The 15,169-nt window shown below is 60.7% G+C and carries 17 protein-coding genes; 12 read left to right on the top strand and 5 right to left on the bottom strand.

Annotation, left to right across the window (positions count from 1 at the left end):
• The first annotated feature begins 42 nt into the window (after positions 1–42).
• Both tpiA and secG read left to right on the top strand, forming a co-directional pair.
• Positions 43–816 (top strand): triose-phosphate isomerase, encoded by a 774-nt coding sequence (tpiA, locus tag ACO9S2_RS11670; RefSeq protein WP_423722385.1) that lies wholly within the window; start codon positions 43–45, stop codon positions 814–816.
• A 2-nt stretch (positions 817–818) separates the two neighbouring features.
• Entirely contained in the window at positions 819–1,160 is a 342-nt protein-coding gene (secG, locus tag ACO9S2_RS11665) for a preprotein translocase subunit SecG (protein WP_423722383.1), read from the top strand.
• A 68-nt stretch (positions 1,161–1,228) separates the two neighbouring features.
• Here secG and ACO9S2_RS11660 read toward each other — a convergent pair whose 3' ends face one another.
• Together ACO9S2_RS11660 and ACO9S2_RS11655 are read right to left on the bottom strand one after the other, a co-directional pair.
• Positions 1,229–2,143, bottom strand: coding sequence for a branched-chain amino acid transaminase (locus tag ACO9S2_RS11660; RefSeq protein WP_423722382.1), 915 nt, complete (start codon positions 2,141–2,143; stop codon positions 1,229–1,231).
• Between the two features lie 127 nt (positions 2,144–2,270).
• The gene (locus ACO9S2_RS11655; protein WP_423722380.1) at positions 2,271–2,615 is read right to left on the bottom strand and encodes a PilZ domain-containing protein; all 345 of its coding nucleotides are present in this window, start codon (positions 2,613–2,615) and stop codon (positions 2,271–2,273) included.
• Positions 2,616–2,841: 226 nt separating this feature from the next.
• Here ACO9S2_RS11655 and rplU point away from each other — a divergent pair, with 226 nt between their 5' ends.
• From rplU to bioB, 8 genes are all read left to right on the top strand, one after another.
• Positions 2,842–3,156, top strand: a complete 315-nt coding sequence (gene rplU, locus ACO9S2_RS11650) for a 50S ribosomal protein L21 (protein WP_423722378.1) — start codon at positions 2,842–2,844, stop codon at positions 3,154–3,156.
• Positions 3,157–3,178: 22 nt separating this feature from the next.
• Positions 3,179–3,442 carry a 50S ribosomal protein L27 gene (gene rpmA, locus ACO9S2_RS11645; RefSeq protein WP_423722373.1) on the top strand — a complete coding sequence of 88 codons (264 nt, stop codon included), beginning with the start codon at positions 3,179–3,181 and terminating at the stop codon, positions 3,440–3,442.
• Positions 3,443–3,565: 123 nt separating this feature from the next.
• A complete protein-coding gene (obgE, locus tag ACO9S2_RS11640) occupies positions 3,566–4,591 on the top strand; it encodes a GTPase ObgE (protein WP_423722371.1) in 1,026 nt (341 codons plus the stop codon).
• Positions 4,573–5,694: a glutamate 5-kinase gene (proB, locus tag ACO9S2_RS11635; RefSeq protein WP_423722370.1), complete on the top strand. Its 1,122-nt coding sequence runs from the start codon at positions 4,573–4,575 to the stop codon at positions 5,692–5,694. Before obgE ends, proB begins: the two co-directional genes overlap by 19 nt.
• Before the next feature lie 23 nt (positions 5,695–5,717).
• A complete protein-coding gene (gene nadD, locus ACO9S2_RS11630; protein WP_423722368.1) occupies positions 5,718–6,458 on the top strand; it encodes a nicotinate-nucleotide adenylyltransferase in 741 nt (246 codons plus the stop codon).
• A 28-nt stretch (positions 6,459–6,486) separates the two neighbouring features.
• A complete protein-coding gene (gene rsfS / locus ACO9S2_RS11625) occupies positions 6,487–6,870 on the top strand; it encodes a ribosome silencing factor (protein WP_423722367.1) in 384 nt (127 codons plus the stop codon).
• A 72-nt stretch (positions 6,871–6,942) separates the two neighbouring features.
• Positions 6,943–8,343, top strand: coding sequence for a tetratricopeptide repeat protein (locus ACO9S2_RS11620; RefSeq protein WP_423722365.1), 1,401 nt, complete (start codon positions 6,943–6,945; stop codon positions 8,341–8,343).
• A 127-nt stretch (positions 8,344–8,470) separates the two neighbouring features.
• Entirely contained in the window at positions 8,471–9,466 is a 996-nt protein-coding gene (gene bioB, locus ACO9S2_RS11615) for a biotin synthase BioB (RefSeq protein ID WP_423722363.1), read from the top strand.
• Between the two features lie 47 nt (positions 9,467–9,513).
• Here the strand turns inward: bioB and ACO9S2_RS11610 are convergent, their stop codons facing one another.
• On the bottom strand, positions 9,514–12,132 hold the full coding sequence (locus ACO9S2_RS11610; protein ID WP_423722361.1) for an FtsX-like permease family protein: 2,619 nt from the start codon (positions 12,130–12,132) through the stop codon (positions 9,514–9,516).
• A gap of 167 nt (positions 12,133–12,299) precedes the next feature.
• Here ACO9S2_RS11610 and ACO9S2_RS11605 point away from each other — a divergent pair, with 167 nt between their 5' ends.
• Positions 12,300–12,569: a LuxR C-terminal-related transcriptional regulator gene (locus ACO9S2_RS11605; protein ID WP_423722360.1), complete on the top strand. Its 270-nt coding sequence runs from the start codon at positions 12,300–12,302 to the stop codon at positions 12,567–12,569.
• A gap of 2 nt (positions 12,570–12,571) precedes the next feature.
• On the opposite strand, the gene ACO9S2_RS11600 is transcribed toward ACO9S2_RS11605, so the two are convergent.
• Entirely contained in the window at positions 12,572–13,501 is a 930-nt protein-coding gene (locus tag ACO9S2_RS11600; protein WP_423722358.1) for a dihydroorotate oxidase, read from the bottom strand.
• A complete protein-coding gene (locus ACO9S2_RS11595; protein ID WP_423722356.1) occupies positions 13,498–14,196 on the bottom strand; it encodes an ABC transporter ATP-binding protein in 699 nt (232 codons plus the stop codon). Before ACO9S2_RS11595 ends, ACO9S2_RS11600 begins: the two co-directional genes overlap by 4 nt.
• A 151-nt stretch (positions 14,197–14,347) precedes the next feature.
• Between ACO9S2_RS11595 and ACO9S2_RS11590 the strand changes: the two genes are divergently transcribed.
• Complete coding sequence (locus tag ACO9S2_RS11590; RefSeq protein ID WP_423722354.1) at positions 14,348–15,166, top strand: ComF family protein; 819 nt, start codon at positions 14,348–14,350, stop codon at positions 15,164–15,166.
• The last annotated feature ends 3 nt before the right edge of the window (positions 15,167–15,169 follow it).

Here is a 15,169-nt window from a genome sequence, read left to right as displayed (position 1 = left end):
CCTTCCCTTCTGCTCGCGCAGAACGCCCGACAAAAGGACACCGTGCGCACACCGCTGATCGCCGGCAATTGGAAGATGAACAAGACCGCGTCGGAAGCGGTACGCTTCACGCGCGAGTTGGTTCAGCAGCCTCTTTCGACTTCTGCCATCGACGTTGTGATCGCTCCTCCATTCACGGCACTGGCGGCCGTCCGGGATTCGCTCGGCCCGGCTCCTGCCATCGGACTGGGCGCACAGAATCTGCATTGGGAAGACCATGGAGCCTATACGGGAGAAATTTCCGCGCCCATGCTCAAGGATCTGGGCTGCCGCTATGTCATTCTTGGGCATTCAGAGAGGCGCGCACAGTTTGGCGAACAGGACGACCTGATCCACAAGAAGCTCCTCGCCGCACTCAAACACGAACTCAAACCGATTCTGTGCGTGGGCGAATCGTTGTCCGAACGGGAATCGGGCACAACGGCGGAGGTCATCGAGCAGCAGTTGAACGGATGCCTTGCGGGATTCGAGCCCGCACGCCTGACAAACCTGATCATCGCCTACGAACCGGTGTGGGCCATCGGCACCGGGAAAGCGGCCACCCCCGAACAAGCCGCCGAGGTGCATCAACTGATCCGGCGGGCTCTGACTGCCGGATGGTCTGCCTCCGTCGCCGCTTCAACCCGCATTCTCTACGGCGGCAGCGTGACCCCGCAAAATGTCGAGGGATTCCTTGCCTCGCCCGACATCGATGGCGCACTTGTGGGCGGGGCTTGCCTCCAGGTCGATTCCTTTGCTACTATCGCGAGGCTCGCACAAAAACAAACGGGGCATTAAGCATGCTGTATACGCTCGTGGTCATTCTTCATGTGTTCGTCTGCTTCCTGATGATCGGCGCCATCCTGCTGCAATCAGGGAAGGGAGCGGAGATCGGCGCGGCCTTCGGCGGATCCAGCCAGACCGTCTTCGGCAGTCGGGGCCCGGCCAACTTCCTGAGCAAACTCACCGTCATCGTCGCTGCCGTGTTCATGCTGACCTCATTCAGCCTGGCCATCCTGGCGAAACAGCGAAACTTCTCATCGACGGTCATCGATCTCAAGCCGAAAGAAACATCCTCGGCGCCGGCCGCACCGGCACCGGAGACGAAGCCGTCCGCAGAGGCGCCGGCCGCGGCCCACTAGACACATCCGTTTCTTTCCTGATTGAAAATATTCTACTGCAATTCGGGCGCCCGCGTGAGCCGAAACGGCTACACGCGGGTCAGCCATGATTGGTGTGCCGGGTCTTCGCCGCGTACGATGGCGAAGAAGGCTTTTTGAAGCGCAAGCGTCACAGGACCCGGCTTGCCGGTTCCGATACGCCGGTTGTCGATTTCCCGCACCGGCGTCAGTTCTGCCGCCGTGCCGGTTACAAACACTTCATCCGCCACATACATCTCGTCGCGAGTGAAGCGCTCTTCCACCACCGGAATGTTGCGTTCGCGCGCCAGTTCCATCACGGAGTTTCGCGTGATCCCCTCAAGGATCGACGTCAGAGGCGTCGTTTTGATTTTGCCCCGGCGGACGATGAAGATATTTTCGCCGGTCCCTTCGGAGACATAGCCCTCGGGATCGAGCATGATCGCTTCATCATATCCGTCGATTTTCGCTTCACGCTTGGCCAGGATCGAATTCACGTAGTAGCCGGCAATCTTCCCCCGCGTCATCGAGACATTCACATGATGCCGGGTGAACGACGACACCCGCGCTCGCATCCCATTGGCCAGCGCGTCGTCACCCAGGTAGGCACCCCACCGCCAGGCCGCTATCGCGATCCTGATCGGGTTGTTTCCCGGATGCACGCCCATGGCGCCATAACCGATGTAGACCAGCGGCCGAATGTAGCAGGCGTCGAGGCGATTGGCCCTCACGGTCTCGACGATGGCGTCCGCGACCTGCTTGCGATCATACGGCATCTCCATCATCCCGATATGGGCGGACTCGAACAGCCGGTCAACATGCTCCTGAAGGCGGAAAATAGCGGAACCTGACTGCCCCTTATAGCAGCGAATGCCCTCAAAGGCCGCGAGCCCGTAATGCAGGGAATGGGTCAAAATATGGACGTTGGCTTCCGCCCAGGGCACCAACTTGCCATCCATCCAAATCTTCTCGACTGGCTCCAGCATCGAATATCACTCCTCTACGATAGGAACGATGACGGGGAAAATGGTTGGCAGACTATAGCGTGGGGGTGGAGAAGGGTCAAGCAAACCTCCCTCCTCCAGAATCATAGCGGGCACGGTCTGAGTGAAATTAAGACGAGGCGCAATAGGAACGCAGGCGGGAACTCAGAAAACTCCCCACACGCTCCTCGCCATCCGGACTCACGGTCACGATCTTCGCCCCGAAGAGCAACCCGCGAACCCACCGGACCACGACACGCTGAATTTCCACCGGTTCGTCTTTATCCGGCAGTGAGAGCCGCAGGACCAACTCCATCCCCGGAACGACCTGATGATCGCCGAGCACGCGCATCCCCTTTCTCGACATATTTACGACCGTCCCTTTGCCCAAGAATTCGCCTCCCATGTAATATAAGATGCATCGGACGGGAATCCGGTGATAGGCTCGAATGATAAACCGCGTGCTCTGAGACATACCCTTCACTCCTAGGCAAGAACGACAATTCGGACACATTCATCTCCAATGCGAAGCTAAAGAATACGTCCAATAGCGACCTCTCTCATAGCCCACAAAAGAGGGGGAAGGCCACGCTGCCGCGCGGAGAAATAATCGCCCGCGCAGGCGGATCTCCGAATCCTTCTCTTGACACCTTACTGAACCCTATGTTACATGAGGCGTTCCGGTTGGGAGGGAAATAGGAATGTACGCGATCATTGAAACAGGCGGAAAACAGTATCGGGTTGAAACAGGCTCTCTTTTGCAGGTTGCCTCATTAGAGGGTGACGTGGGAGCCACGGTTGAGCTGGATCAAGTCCGGCTCGTCCATGGAGAGAGCGGCGTTGTCATCGGGCAGCCGTTGGTCCAAGGGGCCAAGGTAACCGCTGAAATCGTCCGCCATGGTCGAACCAGATCCATCACCGTGTTCAAGAAGAAGCGCCGGAAGGGCTACCGGCGGACCCGCGGGCATCGTCAGGGCTTCACCAGCCTGCGCGTGACCGGAATTGCAACGGCATAAGCACGTATAAGAAGGACTTGCCATGGCAACAAATAAAGGCGGCGGATCGTCACGAAACGGGCGGGATAGTAATCCACAATACCTGGGCGTGAAGGCCTACGGCGGAGAAACCGTCACGGCCGGCAGCATCATCGTCCGTCAGCGCGGCACAAAGTTTTTCCCCGGATTCAACGTCGATCTCGGCAGAGATCACACGCTGTTCGCCAAGGTGACCGGCGTGGTGAAGTTCGAAGGTGGGCGTGCCAGACGAAAAGTCAGCGTGTATCCCGCCCCTGCCAAATCCTAAGCCTCTTTACTCGCTCTCATTGAAATCGGTTGAGATCGTATTCTGACCCTCCCCTATCAGGGGCAGGGTCAGGTATACTCACCCCTCCATGTCCGATGGCGATTGACATCTGAAGGACACCGCATGTTTGTCGATGAAGTTCGAGTCGTGGTAAAGGCCGGACGAGGCGGGGACGGCTCGTGTAGTTTCCGCCGTGAAATGTTCGTCCCCCGAGGTGGTCCTGACGGAGGCGACGGCGGAAACGGCGGGGACGTCGTCTTCGTGGCCTCGCACCGGCTGACGACCCTGCTCGACCTCCGTTACCAGAAACATTACGAAGCGGAAGACGGCCGGCATGGCGGGGCATCCAACTGCACGGGACGCCGTGGGAAATCGGTCATCGTCACACTTCCCGTGGGAACCGTCATCTACGACGATGAAACCGGAGATGTCTTGGCCGACCTGGTGGCCGATGGCGATGAAGCCGTCATCGCGCAGGGAGGGCGGGGCGGCCGTGGCAACGGCAACTTCGCCACATCGACCAATCGGGTCCCGACGTATTTCGAGCACGGCAAGGACGGCGAAGAAAAGCACCTGCGCCTCGAACTCAAGCTCCTGGCTGACGTCGGGCTCGTCGGGTTTCCGAACGCGGGCAAATCCACGCTCATCGCGGCCATCTCGGCGGCGCGGCCCAAAATCGCCGATTATCCCTTCACCACGTTGATTCCCAATCTCGGCGTGGTCCGCTGGGGATCCGACCGCAGCTTTGTGGTCGCCGACATTCCCGGATTGATCGAGGGCGCATCGGAGGGCAAGGGACTGGGCTTTCAATTTCTCCGCCATATCGAACGAACCGCCTTCCTGCTCCACCTGATCGATGTATCGGAGTGGGCACAGGAAGAGCCGGTCACCAGCTTTGAGATCATGCGCCAGGAACTGGATGCCTACGATGCGACGTTGAACAAACGCCCCTTCGCCATTGTGGCCACCAAAGTCGATATCAGCGGCAAATCCGACCGCCTGAGCCAGCTCCAAGCCTATTGCAAGCGCCGCAAGTACAAATGTTTTGCCGTATCGGCCGCCACGAGAGAAGGACTCGACGAGCTGATCGCCTTCGTCGGGAAGAAAGTCGACAGCATCAGGAACACGCCGTGCGAGACGAACTCCTAAAGAGCGCCAAACGCATCGTCGTCAAAATCGGGAGCAGCCTGATCGCCTCCCGCGCCACCGGGCTCCGTCCCGAGCAGATCGAACGGCTGGCCGACGAAATCGCCGCGCTGCGCGCGGACGGGCGGGAAGTGCTCGTCGTCTCATCCGGCGCCATCGTGTCCGGCATCAAAAAGCTCCAATTAAAGGAATACCCGAAAAGCCTGCCGGTGAAACAGGCCGCCGCCGCCGTGGGCCAAAGCCGGCTCATGTGGGCTTACGAGAAAGCCTTTGAACGACTCCACATCCAGGTCGCCCAAATCTTGTTGACTCACCAGGACCTGGCCGACCGCCGCCGGTTTCTGAATGCCCGCTATACCCTCACGGCCCTCATCGGATTCGGTGTGCTCCCGATCATCAACGAAAACGACACGGTCGCGGTCGAAGAAATCCGGGTCGGCGACAACGACACCCTCGCCGCGCAAGTAGCGCACCTGGTCGACGCCGACCTGCTCGTCATCTTATCGGACGTGGACGGCATGTTTACGGAAGACCCCCGCAAGAATCCGGCGGCGACGTTGATTCCGCTCATCCCGGAAATCACCGAAGAGATCGAGCGTAAAGCCGGCATGTCCAGCACCTTCGAGGGGACGGGAGGCATGGCGACCAAAGTACGCGCCGCCAAAAAGGTCGGCGAATACGGCGTCGCCACCCTGATCGTCAACGGACAACAGCCGGGCCTGCTTCCTCAAGTACTGGCTGGCGGATCCGGCGGCAGTCTATTTGTCGCGAAAGAGCGGCGGCTGAATAGCCGCAAACACTGGATCGCCTTCACCCTGCGAGCACGGGGACAGATCCGGGTCGATCAGGGAGCCGTCGAAGCCCTTACGCAACGGGGCAAGAGCCTGCTGGCCTCCGGCATCGTCGAGATCACCGGCCACTTCGAAGCCGGCGATCCGGTGAGCTGCCTCGACCATGACGGGAAGGAGTTCGCCAAGGGCCTGGTGAATTTCCCCTCGGAATTGCTCGGCCGCATGAAGGGACTTAAAACCCAGGACATCCAGCACCAAATCGGCCCGCAGGAATATGAAGAAGTCATTCATCGGGACAATCTCGTCATATTATAGAAACGAGTCCTGAGCGCTGAGCGATGATTCCCCCCGGCTCCGAAATCTCAGCACTCAGCACCCAGCCCTCAGCACCAACCAGACTTGGCCTCTTCGGCGGCAGCTTCAATCCGATCCACAACGGCCATCTGGCCATCGCCCGCCAGGCCCGCGAGATCCTGGCGCTCGACCGGATTTTGTTTATTCCAACCGGCGATCCGCCCCACAAGCAGCATGGCGCACTGGCCCCCGCCCGGCATCGCTATGAGATGGTACGCCTGGCGATTGCCGCTGATCCCATATTCGCTATCTCTGATATCGAAATCGCACGCCAGGGAAAATCCTACTCCATCGATACCGTTCGTGCACTTCGGCGGCAGCATGGCCCGTCCACCGAGCTGTTCTTTCTGATCGGCCTCGATGCCTTTATCGATTTGCCGAACTGGCGGGAACCAGAAGCCCTCCTCGGCGCCTGCTCCTTCGTCGTCATCTCAAGACCCGGCCAAACCTACCGTGCGCTGGCTTCACTGCCCGTTCTCCCCAAGATCGATGCGGACACACTGGCCTCGTTGGACAACGGCCTGGTCAGCAGGCTCGATCTCCCGCTGCCGTCAGGGCGCGAGGTCATTTGTCTGCCGCTCCCCCCCTGCCCCATTTCGGCCTCCGACATTCGATCTCGCATCCGACGCGGAGCGGCGCTGGCAAATTTGTTGCCGCCCCCTGTTGAATCTTATATACTCCAGCATCAGCTGTACCAGGAGGACTGCAATCGCACGCACATCTAAGGCCACCGCCCTTGTCATCGGAAGGGCGATGCTCGACAAGAAGGCCCTCGATGTCCAGATCCTCCACGTCGCCCCGCTTACCTCGGTGGCCGACTACCTCGTCATCGGGTCGGCGGAATCCGACCGGCAAACACGCGCCATTGCGGACCATATCGACAGCATCCAGTCCGGCAAAGGCGACCGGCCATTGAGTATCGAAGGCATGTCGTCGGGACAATGGGTCCTGATGGATTTCGGAGACGTCGTGGCGCACATTTTCCGGCAGGACGCCCGCGAGCAATATGCGCTGGAGCGGCTTTGGAGCGACGCCGAGCTGGTGCCGATCGAAGAAGAGGCTCCCGTTCCGGCTCCGGTCGCAGCCCCGAAGAAGCGCGTCGTGACACGGAAACCGCGCGCCAAAAAGTCAGTCTAACAGGGTGCTGGATCCAGCGCTGAGCTGAGACCGGACCCCACTCACAATAGCTGCACGACAGGCTGCTAAGCCATGGTCAGACTGCTCCTCACCATCTTCCTCGTCAGCGCCGGAGTCTTCGTTTACAGCTATTTTCGCGAACTCAATCCCGGCACCGTGCTGGTCCGCCCGAGCCAGAATGTCGAGTTTGAGATCAGCCCCGTCACCCTCGCCCTGATTTCCATGTCCATCGGAGCGGTGATCGTGGCCTTTATCGTCGGCCTGCAGCAGACCGCGCACGCCATCAACACCTGGCAAAGCACTCGTCTCGCGCGCCGGAAAGAAAAAGTGGATGCGCTGCACCGGGAAGGTACCCATGCCTTCATGTCCAAGCGGACGGTCGAAGCCATCAGCCTGTTCGAAAAAGCGCTGGCGATGGACCCCAATCGCGTGGATTCGTTGCTATGGCTCGGCAACATCTACCGGTCCGAGCACAACTACACCGAAGCGATCAGGCTCCACCAACATGCGCACCGCGTGGATGACCGCAACATCGAAGTGCTGCTGGAACTCGGCAAAGACCTCGAAAGCGCCAAGCGGTATGAGGACGCCCTCCAGACGCTCCAGAAGATTTTAAAGATCGAGCCGGATAATCTGACCGCCCTCATTCGCAAACGCGACCTGCAGATCAAGCTGGAGAAGTGGAGCGATGCCCTGGAGATCCAGCATCGCCTCTTGAAGGCCAACCTTCCGGAACCGGAGAAACAGGCCGAAGCGGAACTTCTCGTCGGCTGCATGTACGAAGTCGGCCGCCAATTGCTCGAACGGGGTCATCCCGACAAAGCCCGCCGGTACTTCCGTGGCGCCATCAAGAAGGATCGGAGCTTCCTCCCCGCCTATATCGGATTGGGCGAAATCCTGATCCATGAAGGGAAGACGAAAGAGGCCGTCGAAATCCTTAAGAAGGTCTATACACGCACCAGAAGCGTCATCATTCTGCACCGGCTGGAAGAGTTGTTCCTCGATCAGGGCGAGCCGAGCGAGATCATTCGTGTGTATCAAGAAGCCCTGCAGCAGGATCCACAAAACCCCATTCTGCAATTCTATCTCGGCAAACTCTACTACCGGCTTGAAATGGTGGACGAGGCCTTCGACGTCCTCTCGACTATCGAGGGACCGCAAGACCATCTGCTGGACTACCACAAGATCATGGCCAATCTGTATCTGCGAAAACAGCACTTCGAGCAGGCCATTGTGGAACTCAAGAAAGCCCTCAACTTCAAGAAGCGGGTGATCGTCCCCTATATCTGCACCCAGTGCCAGCAGGAGTCGATGGAGTGGTCCGGCCGCTGCCGCCGCTGCCTCCGCTGGAACACCCTCACCGCGCTCCCCTGGCTCGAAGCCGGGCAACCCGCCACCGGGGCAGAGGAAGGGGCACCTTCCGTCCGCACCGTCCCCTACCAGGGCATTGCTTCTCCGTTTGAAACCGTGTAGGTTTTTCCCCTCAAGAATCGTCTCTTGTGAAGCGTCCCTCGTGAAGCGCGGACCACTCTGGCGCCCTGGGACGATCGACGTTTCACGAACGATGACCCATCCAATTCTTTGACGAGAGGCACCTGAGATGACCGACTACATGCAGCTTGCGCAAAAAGCCCTCAATGACGAACCGCTCACCAGGGCGGAATCGCTATCCGTGTTGACGGCACCGGATGACGAACTCCTCGCGCTGCTGCATGCCGCCTTTCAAGTCCGGTCGAAATACTTCGGCCGCACCGTCCGCTTGCAGATGTTGCAGAACGCCAAAAGCGGCGCCTGCCAGGAAGACTGCCACTACTGCTCGCAATCCGCCATCTCGACCGCGCCGATCGAGCGCTATAACTTGCTCCCGCAGAAACAGATGATGGAAGGCGCGCGCCAAGCCGCCGCCTCGAAGGCTCAGCGCTATTGCATCGTCATCAGCGGACGCAGCCCGTTGGATCGGGAAATCGATGAAATCGCAGGCGCCGTGCGCTCGATCAAGCAAGAAATCCCCATTCAGATCTGCTGCTCGCTCGGCCTCATGAACGAGGAACAGGCCAAGCGGCTGAAGGCTGCCGGGGTTGATCGCGTGAACCACAATTTGAACACCAGCGAGGCCTACCACGAGTCGATTTGCACGACCCACACGTTTCAGGACCGTCTTTCGACCATCAAGAATGCGCGGGCCGCGGGATTGGAAATCTGCTCGGGCGGGATCGTCGGCATGGGGGAAAGCGACGAAGATCTCATCGACCTGGCCACCGTCCTGCGCGACGTGAAGCCGGACTCGATTCCGCTGAACATGCTCAATCCGGTGGAAGGCACGCCGTTGGAGAACATCGACGCTCTCACACCGCAGCGCTGCCTCAAAGTCCTCTGCCTCTTCCGCTTCCTGCATCCACGCACGGAACTCCGCATCGCCGGCGGCCGCGAGCACAACCTCCGCAGCTTGCAACCGCTATCCCTCTACCCCGCCGACTCAGTCTTTGTGAATAACTACCTGACGACACCGGGTTCACCGGCCCCCGAAGTCTGGGGCATGATCGAAGACCTCGGCTTCAAGATCGAAGTGGATTACCAGCAGCCGGTGGCGAGCTGATCTCACACGATATCGTAGGCTCCGTGCCAGAGGCTGAACAACCGGTCCTACTCCTCCCTCAACCCCTCCACCACCGGCTGTTGTGCGGCCCAGCGGGCGGGAAAATAACCGGCCAATAGCGTTGCAGCGGCGGCGAGGCCTACGGCTTGGGCGAGGGCGCCGAGGGGAAGGATCATCTGAATCGTCCAGCCGAACGACTGCTTGTTGATCACCTTGATCAGCAGCAGCGACAGCAGCCCGCCGCCGATAAGCCCTAGCGCAATACCCACCAGCCCTAGATAAGCCGCCTCCCACAAGACCAGTTGCCGGATCTGCCCCTCGCTGCCGCCGATGGCCCGCAGCGTGGCAAACTCGCGCCGGCGCTCTAAGACGGACGTCACCAGCGTATTCACGATCCCGAGCATGGCAATGATGACAGCAATGGCCTCAAGCACGTAGGTCAGGAGAAACGTCCGGTCGAAGATGTCGAGGATTTCCCTGCGCAACTCGGCATTGCTGATGATGAGCGGTGGAAGCGCCTGTTCCTGTCCCTGCTGCAGCATTCCGGCTATCGCCCGCCTGACCTCCTCCATATTCGCCCCGGCTTGGAGATAAACCGGAAACACCGTGACGAGTTCGTCATGCCAGAGGGATTGATAGAGTTCGCGATCCATCACCAGTTTCCCGCCGTCAGTCGCATAGTCATAGAACACGGCCACGACGGGAAACGACCTCGCTCCTTGCGGCGTCATGATTTCCAGCGACTGACCTTCCTGAACCCCTAGCCTGTTAGCCAGCACTTCGGACACGATGATGCCGCCGCGCTCGACCGCCTGAGTCAACAGTTCGGTTGAGTCTCCCTGACGAACGAGGTATTGGCTGCGCCGGGCATGGAGCCCGAGATCGCGCGAGACGATCGCCACCCGCTGGCCCTGCACCTCCACCCGCACGTCGCGATACGTATCAACCTCGGCGACGCCGGGAATCGTGGCCAGCCGGTCACGCCAGGATGGAGGAAGACTCTTGCTCCCGCTCCCGCCATTCGCTTCGCGCAACCAGGTCGAGGGAGCGACGACAATATCCGCGATGATCGTGTCGTTGATCCATAATTCAACGGTATGCCGGAAGCTACGCACCATGATCAGCACACCGATCATGATGGCCAGCCCCACCATCAGCGCGGACACCGTCACGCCGTTTCGGCCGGGATTTCTGGCTGCATGCTCGACGGCGATCTCCCGCATGGCGCCTTGGACGCCGGGAACACGATCGTGGTGGAGGCTCCGTCTCCGCCAGCCGGTCACGCATCCCGGAGCCAGACAGGACAGGCCAGCCAGCAGACAGAAGGTGGCGAGATACCCTAAGACCGGCACCCCTCCAAGGGGGCTGGCCACAGCAAGAACACCCGCCGCCACGAGCAGCCCGAGCCCACCCAACGCCAGGGCTCCCACACGCAGTTGCCGGCTGGCTTCATAATCTCCGGGAGCCAGCGCGCGGATCGTGGCAGTCCGGCTGGCATCGAGACTCGGGCCGATCGCCCCGATCATGGACACAAGACAGCCTATGACCACGCCTTCGAACGACGCCTGCCAGAGCTCCGCTGAATCGAACCAGGAAACCTCTCCTTGACTCAGCGGCACGTAGAGATCCGATACGGTCCGGCTGACCAGCCCGATCAACGTTTGCGCCAGCACCACGCCGCCCACGCTCCCGACGATCCCGCCAAACAGCCCGAACAGGGCCGCTTCCGCCAGAAAGAGCCCGGCGACGCGGGGCTGTGTCATGCCGATCGCGCGATAGATGCCGATCTCCCGCCGTCGCTGCGCCACGGCAAAGGCCATCGTGTTGTAGATCAGAAACATCCCGACCAACAGCCCGACCCAGCTCAAGACCATGAGGTTGAGCCGGAACGCCCGCACCATCTGCTCGACCTGCCTCGTCCGGCTGGTCGGCCGTTCGACAGTCAGATGCGGCGGCAGGACCGCGCGCACCGCCTGCGCCACCGCCTCAACGGGTGCCTCTGCATGGGTGATGATGTCGATCCGGTCCAGCCGCCCCACCATGTTGAACAAGACCTGGGCGGCGGCAATATCCATGATTGCGAGATGATCCCAGGAGGAGACCCGATCGGATTGGTCTTGCATCACGCCGGCGATCCGCGCCTCAACAGGGCGTGGGCCGACCTGGAGCGAAATCGTGCTCCCCTCGCCCACCTTCCACTCAGCCGCCAGCTTTCGCCCGAGATACAGACTCTCGGCGCTCAACAGATCTTCGATCGGATTCCTGCCAGGGGCCTGGGTGAGCCGGAACCCGCGGCTCTCAAACTCGGCCAGCAGATCGAGGCCCAGCACTTGAAGCGCCCCGCCGGGCCGCCCCGCGACATCCAGCCGCACCGCCGTCTGTGCCAGGACCGGCGAGGCCGCGGCCACACCGGGCACCCCTCGCACCGCCGTGATGAGTTGTTCGTCGATCCCCACATCTCCGCCCGAGACCTCCAACGTCGTCGGCCCGGCAACCGTGACCACCGCCTGCTCGAACGAATGCAGCACCTCGATATTGGCGGTGCGCACCGCCACCGATGCCGCAACACCCAACGCCACGCCCACAATCGTGAGCGCGGTCCGGAAGGGCCGTTGAGTGAGATGGACGCGCAACAGCAGCGCAAAGAGGTTCAGCAATGCCACCATACAACACCAACCCACAAGGGACACACGCGTGCACCTATTGAGAAACACTATCAGTGAAACCGACTGCGCACTTGCGGATCAGGTCCGTCTGCAAAGATCGGCCGTTTCGTTTACAGCCTTTCCTTCCTTTGCTAGATTCGCAGGGAACCTTAGATCAGGAGTACGCTATGGCAAGAAGTCGAGGGAACACGGCACTGCAAATCGACCGGCACCCGAAGGCGGAGCTGTCGATCACCCCGCGGCAACGTGAAATTCTCAAGATGGTCGCGCTGGGTCATACGAATCGGGAGATCGCCGATTCGCTCGACATCAGCATCCGCACCGTCGAGGTGCACCGCTTCAATTTGATGCGGCGATTGAACGTGCGGAACGTGGCGCAACTGCTCAGGCAGGCGCTTCAACAAGGATTACTGCCGCGCAACTTCGGCCTGAGGTAGGGTTATAACTCCTTCACCTTCCCCCGGCAGTCCGCAATCGACCCATAGCCCTTCTTCTTCAGCTGGGTGGCCAGCTCCGCTTCCAATCTGCCGAACACCTCGAGACCTTCTTCGACCAACACCGTGCCGATCTGGACGGCCGACGCGCCGCACAAGAAGTGCTCGAACGCATCGATGCCATTCACCACGCCCCCGGTGCCGATGATCGGAATCTTTCCTTGAAAAATCTTGTAGAAGGCCCGCACGTTTGCCAGCGCCACCGGCTTGATGATCGTTCCGCCTAAACCGCCAAAGCCGCCCTTCGGCTTGATGACGACTTCTTCACGGTCCGGATCGACCACGAGACCATTGCCGACCGAGTTAATCATGTTGAGAAAATCGACCTCGCACCGACCGATCACTTTCCCCATCACCTCATGATGGGCGGGATCGAAGTACGGCGGGAGCTTCACACCCATCGGCACGGTAATGACCTTGCGCACTCGCTTCAAGAGGCGCTCGGAGGCGTCCGGGTCATAGCCGATCTGCGGCTTGCCGGGGATGTTAGGACAGGAGAGATTCACTTCGATCAAGTCCGGCTGCGCCGCATTGATCAAGGCGGCAATCGTCGGGAAGTCGTCCTCACAGAGCCCCGCCACGCTCGCGATCACCGGCTTGCCGAACCGCTTCAACCCGGGAATCAGTTCCGCATAGGCGCGATAACCCAGATTGGGCAGCCCCATGGAATTGATCGAACCGCCGGGGAATCCATAATACCGGGGCTCCGGATTGCCCTGCCGGGCTTCGACCGTCATCGACTTGGTGACAATGGCCCCCGCGCGCGACCGGCCCAGCGCTTCCAGTTCTTCCCGCGTCACACAGAGCGCCCCGGCCGCGTTCATGAAGCAGCTCGGAAACCTGACACCGGCGATCGTCGTCGAGAGATCGGTCATGCGACACCTGCGAGTGCGGACGGCGTGGTGCGCGACACCAGCCGGCCATCCTGCATGGTCCATACATAGTCCGCGCTCTGCGCCGCGCTCTGGCTATGCGTCACCAGCAACACCGTCACCTCTCCGGCCTTGGTCAGCGAGCGAATCAATGCCATGATGTCCGTCCCCTGGTGAGAATCCAGATTCCCCGTCGGTTCGTCGGCCAGTAATACCTTCGGTCGATGCGCGAGCGCCCGGGCGATCGCCACACGCTGCTGCTCGCCGCCGGACAACTCTCCCGGACGATGGTGCCGCCGATGCGTCATGGACACCATCTCCAGCACCTCCTCCGCCCGCCGGGCGACCGTGCTGCCACGGTCGCCGCGCAACAGAAGAGGCAGCGCGACATTTTCCACCGCCGTCAGCCCGGGAACCAAATGAAAGGCCTGAAAGACAATCCCGATGACATCCCGCCGCGCCACCGTCCAATCGTTGCTGGTAAAGGTCGTGGCCCTGCGACCGTCAAGCAGGATATCCCCCGATGTGGGGTGATCAAGGCCGGCCACCAGCCCCAGCAGGGTGCTTTTGCCGCACCCGCTCGGTCCGACAAAGGCGCAGAACTCTCCCCGCCCGACTTCAAGACTGACATCGCGCAACGCGGCCACGGTCGTCTCGCCACGCACATAGGTCTTGGAGAGCTGAACCAACGTGACCATGCCCCTCGCGCCTCACCTTCGGCCATATCCCACATCCCATGCCGCAGCCTTCCTCGTATAACACAACCCTTTGAAGGCCCACAACCTTGACAGGAGGCAGGTTCTCCCCCTAAAGACTCTCTGTCTTGCATGATGAGCCGGAGGGTTATCGATGGCTGGAACGCTATCTCACAGGCTTCCGGGTTTGATGCGACAGGCCATCCGTTTGTTTCTGCCCGCCGCCTGTGCGGCCTGCGGATCGCCCCTCCACAGCGATCCGGTCCCGTTGTTCTGCGCGAACTGTTGGCGCACCATCGCCCCGCTCGCCCTATCCCGCTGTTCACAATGCGACCGCCCCTTGCCATCGCCCGTGGCTTTGACCCATAGCCCGACCCATCGCTGCCACCATTGCACCGTCCGACCGCCTGCCTATGCGAGAGCCTGGACGCTGTTTCCCTATCTGCCTCCGCTCCAAGATGCGATTTGTCTCTACAAGTATCGCGGGAAGGTGTCGCTCGCCAAACCGCTGGCCCGGCTGATGATCGACGCCCTCCCTCCCGCCGTACAGGCGGATCTGATCATGCCCGTCCCGTTGCATCCGTCTCGCTTGCGGGAACGGGAATTCAATCAGTCGCTGCTGCTGGCCGATCAGATTGCACGGCACCTGCGCCTCCCCGTCTCGTTCACGAATCTTGTCCGCACCGTGCCTTCTGATCCCCAAAGCACCCTGTCACGGAAGGAGCGGATGAAAAATCTCCGCCGGGCCTTTGGCGTGCGCCAGCCTGACCGGATTGCGCAGACACGCATTCTGCTCATCGACGATGTCTTCACCACCGGCACCACGGTCAACGAATGCGCCAAGGTCCTCAGAAACGCAGGGGCGGGAGACATTTTTGTGCTGACCTTGGCCAGGACGGTCGAAACAAGCGTCGTGCCGGACCGGATTCTGGCCCAACGCGCCACCGACCCCGTCGGATTGCTCGGGGGATAAACC

It is taken from the genome of Nitrospira sp. NS4 (assembly GCF_049546785.1).
GTDB lineage: Bacteria > Nitrospirota > Nitrospiria > Nitrospirales > Nitrospiraceae > Nitrospira_D.
This window is presented reverse-complemented; position numbering and strand designations above follow the sequence as displayed.